Raw genomic sequence first — 13,558 nt, forward strand, 5'->3', positions numbered from 1 at the left:
TCCTTAGCGGCCGAGCAACTCGAAAAATTGGGCAAAGAAATACACCAGCGGCGCAGTGAAGAGCACGCTGTCAAAGCGGTCCCAAATGCCGCCGTGTCCCGGGATGATATTGCCGGAATCCTTGATGCCCGTATGGCGCTTGGCCACGGATTCCACCAAGTCCCCCAAAGTGCCGAAAATGGCAATCAGCACACCCAGTAGAGCCATGAGAGGCAGCGGCAGGCCGAAGAAGGCTCCCAAGGCCACAGTCATGGCGGTGGTACCAACTACTGCCCCCACAGCCCCCTCAATGGTCTTGTTGGGGCTGATGGCAGGGCAGAGCTTGTGTTTTCCGATGGCAGAGCCCACGAAATAGGCAAAGCTGTCGCTGGACCAGGTGCCAATAAACATGACCCAGACCAGAGCGCAGCCGGGCTCAAAGGCTCCCAGTGATGTCTCTATAGGCGGCAGACCTGCTCCCAGCCCCCGCAGGGAAACAAGATGAGCAAAGGGCAGCCCCAGGTACATGATGCCCGCCGCCGACAGGCCCGCCGCCGGGAAGCTGACCTTGCCGTGCAGGAGAACAGTTTCCAAAAAGATAGCCAGCACAGCCAGTGTTATGACGGCGCCCATAACCTCTGCCTTGCCAAGCCAGGCACAGCCCCAAAGACCTACCAGGCCCAGGGTGCCCACCAGGAAGGAAAGGTGCTCCCCCTTCTGCCTGAAGGCTCTCACATACTCCACCCAGGCCAGGATGGCCAGCAGCAGCGCAAACAGGGCAAAGAGCTGCCCTCCCGTCTGTATGACCAAAGCCGCCAAGGCAATGCCGATGACGCCGGTGATGATTCTAACTAACAAATGAACAGCTCCTTATTTCTTATTAAGTCCCCCGAAGCGGCGGTCCCGATGGGCAAAATCCGTCATGGCCGCCACAAAATCCGCCGGGGTGAACTCAGGCCAGTTCTTGTCCGTAAAATAAAACTCCGCATAGGCAGACTGCCACAGCAGGAAATTGCTGAGGCGCTGGTCGCCGCTGGTGCGGATCATGAGATCCACTGGCGGGTCCCCTGCCGTGTCCAGCAGGCTCTCCACCAGCTCAGCATCCACTTCCTCCTGCTTCAGGCTGCCGGCGGCTGCCTGGGCAGCCACCCTCTGCATGACCCGGAGCAGTTCGTCCTGGCCGCCGTAGTTGGCCGCCACATTGAAGTGGATGCCTGTATTGTTTGCCATGAGCCTTTCGGCATCGCTCATCTGACGCTGCAGGCTCTTGGGCATGCCTTCCTTTTTTCCCAGGAAACGGATGCGCACATTGTCATCATGCATTTCCTGCAGCTCTTTTTCCAGATACTCGGCAAAGAGCTTCATGAGGAAGTCCACTTCCGTTGTGGGGCGCTTCCAGTTCTCTGTAGAGAAAGCATACACCGTCAAAGCATCCAGCCCCAGGCCGATGGCGGTGCTGAGAATGCCCTTGAGGGTCTTGACCCCGGCCTTGTGGCCGGCAGTGCGGATAAGCCCCTGGCCCTTGGCCCAGCGGCCGTTGCCGTCCATGATCACCGCCACATGGCGGGGCAGCTTCTCCCATTCAATGGGAGCAAAAAGTGGGTCATCCCGCTTGGGGATTTCCTTGTAGGCATCTGCGCTGCCAAATATTTTTTTCCACATATATGTGAACCTCTTGGATTTAATCTCTAAATAGCATAAAGGCAGGCCCCTCTGAATGAGAAGGGCCTGCCCTGCAGGATTTCGTCCAGCTTCTCCTTAATCTTGACGATTATTCCGGAGCAGAGATGGCCGATACAGGGCAGCCTGCTGCGCAGGCGCCGCACTCGACGCACTTATCTGGATCGATCTCGTAATGAGCGCTGCCTTCGCTGATAGCCTCCACGGGGCAAGTAGCCGCGCAAGCGCCGCAGGAAATGCAGTCATCACCGATCTTGTATGCCATTATCTTACACCTCCTTATCTTGGTGACCCTGGACACTAGGTATTACCTTGGCCCCCAGTGTCACTTTGATGCCCTGCCCATGCTCTTGCACACGCAGGACGTACAGACGCTGCTCGTCTGTCTTGAAAAAATCACGCACGGGGCGTGTAATTTCCCGTTCATAAGGTACACCCGAATCCTGCAGGAGAGCTTCTGCCTCCTCCCAGGGCAGGGCGACAAGCGATTGGCAGTCCATCAGACTTCCATGACCTCTTTTTCCTTGGCAGCCCGGGCAGAATCCACCAGCTTGATGTACTTGTCCACCAGCTTCTGGACATCTTCCTGCCCCTTCTTGGACTCGTCCTCGGTGATTTCCTTGGCCTTCTCCAGCTTCTTGATAGCCTCGTTGCCATCGCGGCGCACATTGCGCATAGCCACCTTGGCCTCCTCGGCCTTCTTGTTCACCGTCTTGACGATTTCCTTGCGGCGTTCCTGGGTAGGCTGGGGAATGGACAGGCGGATGGCAGTGCCGTCAGAGTTGGGAGACAGGCCCAGGTCAGACTTCATGATAGCCACTTCGATGTCGTGGAGGATAGTCTTCTCCCAAGGCTGGATGACAATCATGTGAGGCTCGGGCACTGAGACCTTGGCCACCTGGTTCACAGGGGTAGGCGTGCCATAATACTCCACCATGACCTTGTCCAGCAGGGACGGAGTAGCGCGGCCTGCACGGAGGGTGCCGAACTCACGCTTCACAGCCTCCAGGGATTTCTTCATGCGTTCTTCTTCATTTGCCAGGATTTCTTTTACGGTAGCCATTACTCTTTCCCTCCTACGGTGGTGCCAATCTCCTCGCCCAAAGCCGCACGGGCGATGTTTTCATGGTCGTCGATGTTGAAGACCACCAGCTGGATCTTGTTGTCCATGCACAGGCTGGTAGCCGTGGAGTCCATCACAGCCAGACCCTGGTTCAGGATGTCGATATAAGCCAGATGGTCGTACTTCTTGGCGTCGGGGTTCTTGTTGGGGTCAGAATCGTAGATGCCGTCAGTGCCCTTCTTGGCCATGAGGATCACGTCTGCCTCTACCTCAGCAGCCCGCAGGGCAGCAGTAGTATCGGTAGAGAAGTAGGGATTGCCCGTACCTGCACCAAAGATGACCACACGGCCCTTTTCCATGTGACGGATGGCCTTGCGGCGGATATAAGGCTCTGCCACCTGGCGCATCTCGATGGCAGTCTGGACACGAGTGTCCACATCGATTTTCTCCAGAGCATCCTGCAGGGCCAAAGAGTTCATGACAGTAGCCAGCATGCCCATATAATCAGCAGAGGCACGGTCCATGCCCTTGGCGCTGCCGGAAAGGCCGCGCCAGATATTGCCGCCTCCTACCACGATAGCCACATCCACGCCATGGTCGCGGATGACCTTGATCTGCCTGGCAATATCCTCTACCACTTCAGGATTGATGCCAAAGCCCTGGTCACCAGCCAAGGACTCGCCGGACAATTTCAGAACCACACGTTTATATTTAGCTGTTTCCAAAGCAAACCCTCCATTTATCAAGTTTCACTATCTGCCATTATAACATAAATGTATAGCCTTTTTCCATAAAAAAATAAAGAGGACATCAGTTAAGATGTCCTCTCATAAAAGGGAAGCCCCTTCTTATTTCATCTGTGCAGCAACCTCTGCAGCGAAGTCCTCTTCCTTCTTCTCGATGCCCTCGCCCAGCTGGAAGCGGGTGAAAGCATTGACCTTCTCGCTGCCAAGCACGTCAGCAACGGTCTTGTCGGAATCCTTCACGAAAATCTGCTCGTTCAGGCAGACTTCCTTGTAGAACTTGTTGATGCGGCCCTCAACCATCTTGTCCACGATCTTCTCGGGCTTGCCCTCTTCCAGAGCCTGCTTGCGGAGCACTTCCTTCTCGTGCTCGAGGTCAGCAGCATCTACACCGCTGCGGTCGATAGCGGTGGGGTTGGCAGCTGCAATCTGCATAGCCACATCGTGAGCCAGCTCCTCGCTGCCGCCGGTGAGGTCAACCAGCACGCCAATCTTGCCGCCCATGTGGATGTAGGAAGCAACCTGGCCAGCGCTCTCATAGCGAGCGAAACGACGGAGGGAAATCTTCTCGCCGATGGTAGCAGTAGCCTCGATGAGCAGGTCGGAAACCTTCTTGCCCTCGATCTCGCTGTTGTTCAGAGCATCAACATCGCCGGAAGCAATCTTGGCCTCCACGATGTGCTTGGCAACCTTGGCCACCAGAGCCTTGAACTGGTCGTTGCCAGCAGCGAAGTCGGTCTCGCAGTTGATCTCAACTACGCAGCCGCTCTTGGCATCCTCGGAAACATAAGCACCGACAGCACCCTCTGCAGCCACGCGGCCAGCCTTCTTCTCAGCCTTGGCAATGCCCTTCTCGCGCAGGAAGTCGATGGCCTTTGCCATGTCGCCGCCTACCTCAGTCAGAGCCTTCTTGCAGTCCATCATGCCTGCGCCGGTGGTCTCGCGCAGTTCCTTTACCATAGCAGCAGTAATTGCCATTTATATTTCCTCCTAAAACCTTTTTATAAAATGTGCGTGAGTGAGGGGCACAGATACAGCATAAGCGGAACGTGTGGAATTTTACGATGAGTCTTAGCGAACACAAGCCGAAAGGCGCAGTGGGAGCATAGACTCGATCGTAAAATTCCAAGTGAAGCGTTGCTGTGTCTGTGACCCGAACGCCTTAGAATAAATAACGGGGCAAGGGATAACGATTCCCTTACCCCGTCTAGGTCATTTGTCAAATATCAAGCGATATTACTCAGCAGCCTGAGCCTCGCTAGCATCGGAGCCCTGACGGCCTTCCAGCACAGCGTCAGCCATCTTGGCAGTCAGCAGGCGCACGGCGCGGATAGCGTCGTCGTTGCCGGGGATGACATAATCGATCTCATCAGGATCGCAGTTGGTGTCAACGATAGCCACGATGGGGATGTTCAGCTTGCGAGCCTCAGCCACAGCTATGCGCTCCTTGCGGGGATCAACCACGAAGAGTGCGCCCGGCAGCTTGTTCATCTCTTTGATACCGCCGAGGTAAGTCTCCAGCTTGTTCATCTCATGACGAAGAACCTGGACTTCCTTCTTGGTGAGGACCTCAAAAGTGCCGTCCTCTTCCATAGCCTCCAGCTCCTTGAGGCGTGCAACACGCTTCTGGATGGTCTGGAAGTTGGTCATCATGCCGCCCAGCCAACGCTCGTTGACATAGAACTGGCCTGCACGCTCAGACTCCTCACGGATAGCTTCCTGAGCCTGCTTCTTCGTGCCCACGAAGAGCACGGACTTGCCTTCCTCTGCAACGCTGCGCAGGAAAGCATATGCCTCATCGATCTTCTTCACGGTCTTCTGGAGATCAACGATGTAGATACCGTTGCGCTCGGTGAAGATGTAGCGGGCCATTTTCGGGTTCCAGCGACGAGTCTGATGACCGAAGTGGACACCTGCCTCGAGAAGCTGTTTCATAGAAATAACTGACATAGTGGTGCACCTCCTGTTTTGTACTTCTGCTGCCCTCATCCTCCGCGTCACCACGCTTTTACGCGGCACAGTACGGCTATCGGGCCAGCATGTTTATTTTTACACCGTGGAAAAGTATATCATAAGCCCTGGAAACTTGGCAATATGTTTTTTAATTTTTTTCGCTACCTTTTATCAAGTTCCGGCCAGCCCGTCCTGGCCTCGTCATAAGCTTCCATATAGTGAGCCAGGTCATGCAGGAGCTTTTCCGGCTCCAGGGGCTTGGTCAGATGGCTGTTCATGCCGGCTGCCTTGGACTTCTCCGCATCCTCCCTGAAGGCATTGGCGGTCAGAGCCAGGATGGGCACTGCCCTGCTGTCCTTGCGGGGCATGGCACGTATGAGCTTGGCAGCCTGCAGCCCATCCATCACCGGCATGCGGATATCCATCAGGATAGCATCTATGCTGCCCAGATCCGAATCATTGAAAATCTCTATACCGATCTGCCCATTCTCTGCCAAGATCACCGCCATGCCCTCATCCTCCAGCAAGGTCTTGGCCAGTTCCTGATTGAGAGCATTATCCTCACAGAGCAGCACCCGCCGCCCCTCAAAGAAGTCTTTGGGAATGACCTCGTTCCCTCTGCCCGGCACAGGAGCCATCACCTGCTCCATATAGAACTCCACCTTGAACTCCGTGCCCTCGCCTACCCTGCTGGACACGTTTATGCTGCCCCCCAGCATATCCACCAGCTGCTTGGCAATAGCCAGCCCCAGTCCCGTCCCCTGCACAGGCAGCCTGTGCTCCTGGACAAAAGGCTCGAACATCTTGGGCAGGAAAGAATCCTCCATGCCTATGCCCGTATCCTTGATGCTGACACGGCACTTCCGCCGCCCCCCCTGCCTTTCAGGCAGGCATTCGGCAGCAAAAGTCACCGTCCCTCCCACATGGGTGAACTTGACTGCATTGGAAAGGAGATTCAGGAAAACCTTGTTGAGCTTCAGGGCATCCACTTTCACCGTCCCCATCTCAGCCAGGCTTCCCTTCGTCTCAAAATGCAACCCTTTATTTTCCGCCATGGAGCTGATGGTGGTGAGCAAGGCATCGAACATGTTCTCTGCCTCGACGATTTCCGGTTCCAGCCGCAGCTTGCCAGCGGAAATCCTGGAAAGCTCCAAAGTATCATCAATCAGGCTTTGGAGCAGCTCCGCAGACTTGAGTATCTTCTGCAGGTAATTCTGCACCTTCTCCATATTGTTGGAAGCCGCCGCCAGCCGGGCAAAGCCCAGGATGCCGTTCAGAGGCGTGCGCATATCATGGCTCACATTGGAAAGAAAGGCTGTCTTGGCCCGGTTTGCCATTTCCGTGCGCTTGAGGGAGGCCAGCAGCCTGTCATTCAGTTCCACGATCTTCTGCTGCTGGCGGTACTCCTCGGTGACATCCTCAAAGCTGCCCACCAGCCCCACGATCTCTCCATTTTCAATCAGGGGGCTCTTGCTGGCAACGATATCACGCATTTCCCCGTGGCTCAGGCATTTGCCGCGTACCCTGTGAGTTGAATGGCCTGTCTCCAGCACCCAAAGCTCATCATTCTTGTAGGGACCGTCCTCCTCATGCCAACCCATATCCTCATCGGTTTTGCCTATGATGACGGACTCACTGGGAAAACCGTAATACTCCAGAAACGCCTTATTCGCCCCCAGGAACCTGCGGTCCTTATCCTTCCAGAAAATGCCGATCTGGGTAGTCTCCAGTATCTTGTCCAAAAGCAGGTTCATGTGTTTCTGCTCTGCCCGGCGCCGCTCATTCTGCTCATGTTCCTGGGCCACATCCATGAGACTGCTGTAAAAAAGCCTGCCTCCTTCTGGCAGATTCACCTGCACAGTATGACAGATAACCCAAGCATAAGTGCCATCAGGTCGAAGCATACGGAAACTCAGTCGCCACTGCTCTTCCCCATTATCCAAAGCCCTTTGGGTAGCCTGTCTGATCCGCTGGGTATCCTCAGGGTGTGTCACCAAATCCAGCGACTGAGACAAATAATGGCAAGCTGCCTCTTCCTCCAGCCTGAGGAAATCACAAAGCCCCTTGGAAACCTTCAGGCACTGTCTGCCCTCGTCCTCCTCATATGAATAAATGAATATCGGCACCGGCAATGCCGCCATGTTCTCCCATTCCATTGCCATCGTCCATCCCACCTTGTTCTTCTGTCAATAACTATATTCAAAGTCCATTATTCCAAATACTTCCCGATAGGCAAAATATTTCTCTTACTAGTATTCTGCCTCAACTGCCAAAATGCCTGCCAGCGCAAAAGAAAAAACGCACCTGCCAGACGACAGATGCGGTATGTATACAGAATTAAAGCAATTTGGTCACCAGGACAATCAAGGGCAAAGCAATCAAGGTTCTTTCGATGAAGATGAGGAAGAGCCGTTTCATATCCAGCCCCACCTCGCTCTTGACGATGATGCTGCCCACCTCCGTGAGGTAAATGATCTGCACCAGCGAAAGGGCAGCCACCACAAAGCGTGTGGCATAAGGCAGGTCGGTACTGGTGATCAGGGCAGGGATGAACATGTCGATAAAGCCCACCAAAGTGGCAGGAGCAATCTGGAAGGCTCCCTCTACTCCCAAAAGCTGCATATACATGCCCATGGGATAGGCCAGCCAGTGGAAAATGCTCGTTTCATTCACCAGGATTGAACCAATGGTTCCCCAGGCGACCACCACAGGGATAAGGTCAAAGATTATGCCCAGAGTCATGGCCGTGGCCTGCTCGAATGCCTTCCTGAAACTGAATTCACCGGCCCGCTCCAATGCCGCCCTGAAAGCCCAGCGCAGCAGCGTGGCCTCTGGCGGCACTTCCTCCGCCAGGCGTTTCTCTCCCCGATAGTCATTTGGCACTGCAGCCAGCGGAAACAACCTGACCCCGATAACCGCCAAAAGAAGGCCAATCGCAGTGACGGAAGCATAGAGCAGCAGGAAGTGGTCAGCCACCTTCAGGGTCTCCGCCACCACCAGGCAGAAGGGAATGGACACCAGTGAGAAATTGGTCATGATGCAGGCCGCTTCCCGACGACTGTAGAAGCCCCCCTGATATTGCCCCGCCGTGATCAGCACGGCAGTATTGGAAGACGAAAGCCAGGAGGCAATGAGATCCACGGAAGCCCGGCCGGGCACATGGAACAGGGGCCGCACCAAAGGCTTCAGCAAGATGCCCACAAACTCCATGATTCCTGAGTCCGTCAGGAAGGGCAGGATGAAGCTCAAAGTCACTGCCAGGGCAATCAGGGTCTGGCCCAGCCCCATCATGCTGCCGCCTACGTCATCGCCGATAACCCACTCAGGCCCAAAGCCGAAAAACACGCCCAGGGCAATCACAGCCGCCGCCAGGCGGGTCAGGAGATAGACCTTGGAGACACAGGCAATTTCCCTGAGCAATTTATACCCGCCACGCTCTGATGGCTTCATAAAAAGCCCACCCAAGGCCAGCAGCGCCGCCGCCACAACCAGGCACACCAGCAGCCAGGGCGCATTCGCTCCAATCCACTTGTCCAGCGAATCCGTCAGCACGCTCAACGGGGTATTGAACCCCTCCCCGCCCCCCATGGGGCACAGGAACATGGCGAGGCCGAAAATGGAACAGCCAAAAAACTTCAGGCTGCTGCTCCGGCTATTCAGGCCGGAGGATGTCATCTCCTTCTCCATGCAAAAACTCCTCATCTTATTTGTTATGGTTTTCTTTTATTTTGTCATAGTGTATATAGACACCCTTCCCATGATAGGAGGAGACGATCATTTTGTCAAGGATTTTTTTGAATATTTATTGCCTGTCAATGAATATTTATCCAGACGACATCATAATTCCCAACTTTGTCATAATCGGCAATACATGATATAATCTCCCCTGGGAGGGATTGAATTTGACCAGGAAAAATTCTTCATATATAGAGAAATTAGCCGCTGATATTGCCAGGAAGGCCGTGCAGGATGCCGTCAGGACCATCACGGGCAAGTCCAAGGAAGTGGAAGCTGCGCCTCAGGCTGTCGAAGATGCAGGCTCAACCGCCTCTGCTGAAGCGAAGAATGCCTATATCTTCTTCAACTGTGATGCCGAAAAAGCTCCTGCTTCCATGAACATAAGGTTCAATGATGAAGCCTACATCGATTCTGTCTCCGGCAGGGAAGCCCTGCTGGCAAAAATCGAGACAGAACTGGCCGCTGGCAAAATCAAAGCCTCCGATATGGAAGCTATCAGAGACGCCATCCTGAACGGCACCCCCACTGATGCCAGCCCCCTGCTGGAGTATGGCTGCATAGAACTTTTGATAATGTCATGACTTCATATAAAAAGCGCCCCAAGCCGGGGCGTTTTTTATATGCCTTGCAAAGTCTGATCATTTATCTTCCCGCTCCGGCCAGCACCGGCGAAGGTACTCGCCCATGCGCTTCTCGGCACCATTCTCTGTAGGCCGGTAATAGCGGATGCCTGTCATTTCCCCAGGCAGGTATTGCTGCCTGGTGAAATGACCCGGGTAGTCGTGAGGATAGATATAGTCTATGCCATGACCCAGTTTGGCAGCACCCTTGTAGTGTGCATCCCTGAGATGCACAGGCACCTCGCCGCAATTTTTGCTGCGCACATCTGCCAAAGCACTGTCTATGCCCATGTAGGCAGCATTGCTCTTAGGAGCAGAGGCGATATAGGTCACGGCCTCGGCCAGGGGAATCCTGGCTTCCGGCATGCCCAGGAACTGCACAGCCTGGGCAGCGGAATTGGCCAGCACCAGGGCCATAGGGTCGGCATTGCCCACATCTTCAGCGGCACAGATAACCACCCGGCGGGCGATGAACTTCACATCCTCCCCTGCCGCCAGCATGCGGGCTAAGTAGTGCAGGGCCGCATCCGGATCGCTGCCCCTCATGCTCTTGATGAAGGCAGACACTATATCGTAGTGATTGTCACCTTTCTTGTCATAGCGCTGCACCCGCTCCCCCACAATCTGCTCCAGCAGTCCTACGGTGAGTTCTCCCCCCTCCGGCAGCATGGCGGCGGCATTTTCCAAGAGGTTCAGGCACATGCGGGCATCGCCGCCTCCCAATTCCGCCAGGGCCAGCAGGACTTCATCAGAGGCCTTCAAAGCCTGCTCTCCCAGCCCTCTTTCCCTGTCCGTGAGCGCACGACGAAGGATATCTTTCAGATGGCCTCCCTCCAGGGCCTGCAGGCGCACGATGCGCACCCTGGAAAGCAGGGCATGGTTCACCTCGAAAAAAGGATTTTCCGTGGTAGCGCCAATGAGCACCAGCCGTCCGTCCTCCACATAGGGCAGCAGCACATCCTGCTGGCTCTTGTTGAAGCGGTGTATCTCATCGATGAAGATGATGGTTCTCTTACTGTAATATTTTCTCTGCTCTTCCGCCTCTTTGACAATGGCACGTATGTCCTGTATCCCCGCCGCCACGGCATTCAGGCGATGGAAGCTGCTGCCTGTGAGGCTGGCTATCATTTGGGCCAGGGTGGTCTTGCCTGTGCCGGGAGGACCGTAGAGAATCAGGGAGGGAATCTGGTCCTTCTCAATCATCTGCCGCAGGAAGCGGCCCTTGCCCACTGCTTCCTCCTGGCCCACCAGCTCATCAAAATTCCTGGGCCGCATGCGCTGAGCCAGAGGCTCAAAACTCCTGGCCTCTCCCCCCGACATGGCTGCCGCAGAAAACAAGTCCATATTTTCCATGCCTGCCTCCTTATGACAGAAAAAGGGGCCTAATGCCCCTTTATTCTACAACTTAATGCCTGCCCATCTTGGAACGTCCTCCAAGGTTGGTAACGGTCTTGCCGGGCTTTGCCCTGCGGCTGCGGCCGTTGCGTCCCTTGTGGGAAGCCCCCTTGCGGTTGGCGTATTTAGAAAGAGGCTTTTTCTTCGGCTGCTGTGCCTCTCTCTGTTCCTTGATTTCCTTGAGGATCTTCTCCTGCTTTTCCTTATGGCTGCTGCGCTCTGAACGCTGCTTCCTGATGCGCTCCTTGATGCCTGTCTCGATGCGGCGCAGGAGCTCATACTGACGGGCATTCACGAAGGTAATGGCCTTGCCCTGCTGGCCTGCACGGCCCGTGCGGCCAATGCGGTGAATGTAGCTTTCCGTATCATGGGGAATATCGTAGCTCACCACATGGGTGACACCCTCGATATCCAGCCCCCGGGCAGCGATATCCGTGGCGCAAAGAATCTGCAGCTCTGCCTTGCGGAAACGCTTCAGCACCAGCGTGCGCTGCACCTGGGACAGGTCGCCATGGAGCTCATCCACCAGATAGCCCCGGGCTGCCAGAGCCATGGTCAGCTGATGGGCGCGGGCCTTGGTATGGCAGAAAACCATCATGAGGTAAGGCTGCTCCCCGTTGATGATCTCGCAGAGCTTGTCCACCTTGGTATCCTCGGTGGTGTCTATGATGACCTGCTCGATGGTCTCCAGCGTCACCTGCCCGCTCCTGATCTCTATGCGCTCAGGCGCCTTCATGTACTGGGCTGCCAGAGCCTTCACCCTGTCGGGCATGGTGGCGGAAAACAGCATGAACTGACGGTCGGAAGCAGAAGCCCTCAGCAGCACCTCCACATCCTCGATGAAGCCCAGCTTCATCATCTCGTCCGCCTCATCCAGCACCACCTTGTTCACCTTGGAAATATCGATGGTGCCGCGGCGCAGATGGTCCAGCAGGCGCCCCGGGGTGCCGATGATGATCTGCGGATGGCGCCTGAGTTTCTGCTTCTGCCGCTCAATGTCCTGCCCGCCGTAAATCACCAGGGAGGAAATGCCGGCTGCCTCTCCAAGGAGGCCAGCCACCTTGGCAATCTGTATAGCCAGCTCCCTGGTGGGAGTGACAATCAAAGCCTGGGCCACTTCAGCCTGGGGCTTGATCTTTTCCATGATGGGCAAGAGAAAGGCCAGCGTCTTGCCCGTACCGGTCTGAGCCTTCACAATGCAGTCCCTGCCAGCCCGCACCACGGGAATGGCCCGCTCCTGCACAGGCGTAGCTTCCTTGATGCCCTGATAGCGCAGAGTCTCACAGATACTCTGGGATATGCCCAAATCTTTGAATTCCATTACGAAGAAAGCACCTCCGTACCTGTTTCCGTCACCAGGATCGTCTTTTCCCACTGGGCAGAGAGCTTGTGGTCCTTGGTGCGCACTGTCCAGCCATCGCCCTGGTCCACCACCACATGGTAGCTGCCCTCATTGATCATGGGCTCCACCGTCAACGTCATGCCCGGCACCAGCAGCATGCCCGTGCCTACCTGGCCCACATGGGGAACGAAGGGCTCCAGATGGAAGTCCTTGCCTACCCCATGGCCCCCCAGGTCAGTCACTACAGAATAACCGTTCTTGTGGGCATGGGCGCCACAGGCAGCCCCCACATCTCCCAGGAAATGCCAGGGCTTCACAGCTGCGATGCCCAATTCCATGCACTCCTTGGTCACACGCACCAGGCGCTCTGCCTCAGGACTTACCTCGCCAATCATGACCATGCGGGAAGCATCCGCATAGTAGCCGTTCAGGGTAGTGGTGATGTCGATATTGGCAATATCCCCTTCCTTGAGAACGGTCTTCTTGGAAGGAATGCCGTGGCATACCACATCATTGATGGAAATGCAGATGCTCTTGGGGAAGCCCTCATAGTCCAGGCAGGAAGGATAGCCGCCGGCATCCATGATGTAGTCATGGACAGCCTTGTCTATCTCATAGGTGGAAACACCGGGCTTGGCCATGCTCACCGCCAGATCCAGGGCACCGTCATTGATCACGCCGGCAGCCCTGATGGCCTCAATATCTTCCTTATTGTTGATGATTTTCTTGGGCGGGCGCACCTGACCCTTGAAAAAATCAAATTTTATCTCGTCAAGACGCTCATCAAACGCCTCATGGCACTTCTTGTACTTCTTGCCGCTGCCACACCAGCAAAGGTCATTTCTTGACATGAATCTCAATATCTCCTTTATCATTGACACGACTCTCCCGCGTCCCATGCAATACAGTATCCTATATTATACCCCAGCTGCCGTGCTTTTGCCAATGAAAAAATCTCTCAATGCCCATAAAATTTTCAGCATTCCTTGACACCCATAAACAGTTGTTATATATTTGTCTTTATGTGAACAACACAAAGGAAATA

At 55.2% G+C, this 13,558-nt stretch carries 14 protein-coding genes; 1 reads left to right on the forward strand and 13 read right to left on the reverse strand.

Annotated features, from left to right (window positions below; genetic code table 11):
* Positions 1 to 3 precede the first annotated feature (3 nt).
* The 10 genes from P159_RS0112210 to P159_RS0112255 form a co-directional block, all read right to left on the reverse strand.
* The gene (locus P159_RS0112210) at positions 4 to 837 is read right to left on the reverse strand and encodes a phosphatidate cytidylyltransferase (RefSeq protein WP_029544431.1); all 834 of its coding nucleotides are present in this window, start codon (positions 835 to 837) and stop codon (positions 4 to 6) included.
* A gap of 12 nt (positions 838 to 849) precedes the next feature.
* Positions 850 to 1,641, reverse strand: a complete 792-nt coding sequence (locus P159_RS0112215; RefSeq protein WP_029544432.1) for an isoprenyl transferase — start codon at positions 1,639 to 1,641, stop codon at positions 850 to 852.
* Between the two features lie 109 nt (positions 1,642 to 1,750).
* Positions 1,751 to 1,924, reverse strand: coding sequence for a 4Fe-4S binding protein (locus P159_RS0112220; RefSeq protein WP_029544434.1), 174 nt, complete (start codon positions 1,922 to 1,924; stop codon positions 1,751 to 1,753).
* 4 nt (positions 1,925 to 1,928) lie between these two features.
* Entirely contained in the window at positions 1,929 to 2,159 is a 231-nt protein-coding gene (locus P159_RS0112225; protein ID WP_029544436.1) for a hypothetical protein, read from the reverse strand.
* A complete protein-coding gene (gene frr / locus P159_RS0112230) occupies positions 2,159 to 2,722 on the reverse strand; it encodes a ribosome recycling factor (RefSeq protein ID WP_029544437.1) in 564 nt (187 codons plus the stop codon). Before frr ends, P159_RS0112225 begins: the two co-directional genes overlap by 1 nt.
* Entirely contained in the window at positions 2,722 to 3,447 is a 726-nt protein-coding gene (pyrH, locus tag P159_RS0112235) for a UMP kinase (protein ID WP_029544439.1), read from the reverse strand. The genes frr and pyrH overlap by 1 nt, the downstream gene beginning before the upstream one ends.
* Positions 3,448 to 3,570: 123 nt before the next feature.
* Complete coding sequence (gene tsf, locus P159_RS0112240) at positions 3,571 to 4,443, reverse strand: translation elongation factor Ts (protein ID WP_029544441.1); 873 nt, start codon at positions 4,441 to 4,443, stop codon at positions 3,571 to 3,573.
* A gap of 258 nt (positions 4,444 to 4,701) precedes the next feature.
* Positions 4,702 to 5,415: a 30S ribosomal protein S2 gene (rpsB, locus tag P159_RS0112245; RefSeq protein ID WP_029544442.1), complete on the reverse strand. Its 714-nt coding sequence runs from the start codon at positions 5,413 to 5,415 to the stop codon at positions 4,702 to 4,704.
* Between the two features lie 164 nt (positions 5,416 to 5,579).
* The gene (locus P159_RS19545; RefSeq protein ID WP_051650341.1) at positions 5,580 to 7,580 is read right to left on the reverse strand and encodes a PAS domain-containing hybrid sensor histidine kinase/response regulator; all 2,001 of its coding nucleotides are present in this window, start codon (positions 7,578 to 7,580) and stop codon (positions 5,580 to 5,582) included.
* A 175-nt stretch (positions 7,581 to 7,755) separates the two neighbouring features.
* Entirely contained in the window at positions 7,756 to 9,105 is a 1,350-nt protein-coding gene (locus tag P159_RS0112255; RefSeq protein WP_029544446.1) for a nucleoside recognition domain-containing protein, read from the reverse strand.
* Between the two features lie 215 nt (positions 9,106 to 9,320).
* On the opposite strand from P159_RS0112255, the gene P159_RS21260 reads away from it, so the two are divergent.
* Positions 9,321 to 9,737 carry a hypothetical protein gene (locus P159_RS21260; protein WP_318253574.1) on the forward strand — a complete coding sequence of 139 codons (417 nt, stop codon included), beginning with the start codon at positions 9,321 to 9,323 and terminating at the stop codon, positions 9,735 to 9,737.
* 57 nt (positions 9,738 to 9,794) lie between these two features.
* Here P159_RS21260 and P159_RS0112270 read toward each other — a convergent pair whose 3' ends face one another.
* The 3 genes from P159_RS0112270 to map all read right to left on the reverse strand — a co-directional run bounded on the left by P159_RS0112270 (position 9,795) and on the right by map (position 13,364).
* Positions 9,795 to 11,120: a replication-associated recombination protein A gene (locus P159_RS0112270; protein WP_037377171.1), complete on the reverse strand. Its 1,326-nt coding sequence runs from the start codon at positions 11,118 to 11,120 to the stop codon at positions 9,795 to 9,797.
* Positions 11,121 to 11,181: 61 nt separating this feature from the next.
* The gene (locus P159_RS0112275; RefSeq protein ID WP_029544453.1) at positions 11,182 to 12,492 is read right to left on the reverse strand and encodes a DEAD/DEAH box helicase; all 1,311 of its coding nucleotides are present in this window, start codon (positions 12,490 to 12,492) and stop codon (positions 11,182 to 11,184) included.
* Positions 12,492 to 13,364 carry a type I methionyl aminopeptidase gene (gene map / locus P159_RS0112280; RefSeq protein ID WP_029544455.1) on the reverse strand — a complete coding sequence of 291 codons (873 nt, stop codon included), beginning with the start codon at positions 13,362 to 13,364 and terminating at the stop codon, positions 12,492 to 12,494. The genes P159_RS0112275 and map overlap by 1 nt, the downstream gene beginning before the upstream one ends.
* Positions 13,365 to 13,558 lie beyond the last annotated feature (194 nt).

The organism is Selenomonas sp. AB3002 (assembly GCF_000702545.1).
In the GTDB taxonomy this organism is placed as follows: domain Bacteria; phylum Bacillota; class Negativicutes; order Selenomonadales; family Selenomonadaceae; genus Selenomonas_B; species Selenomonas_B ruminantium_A.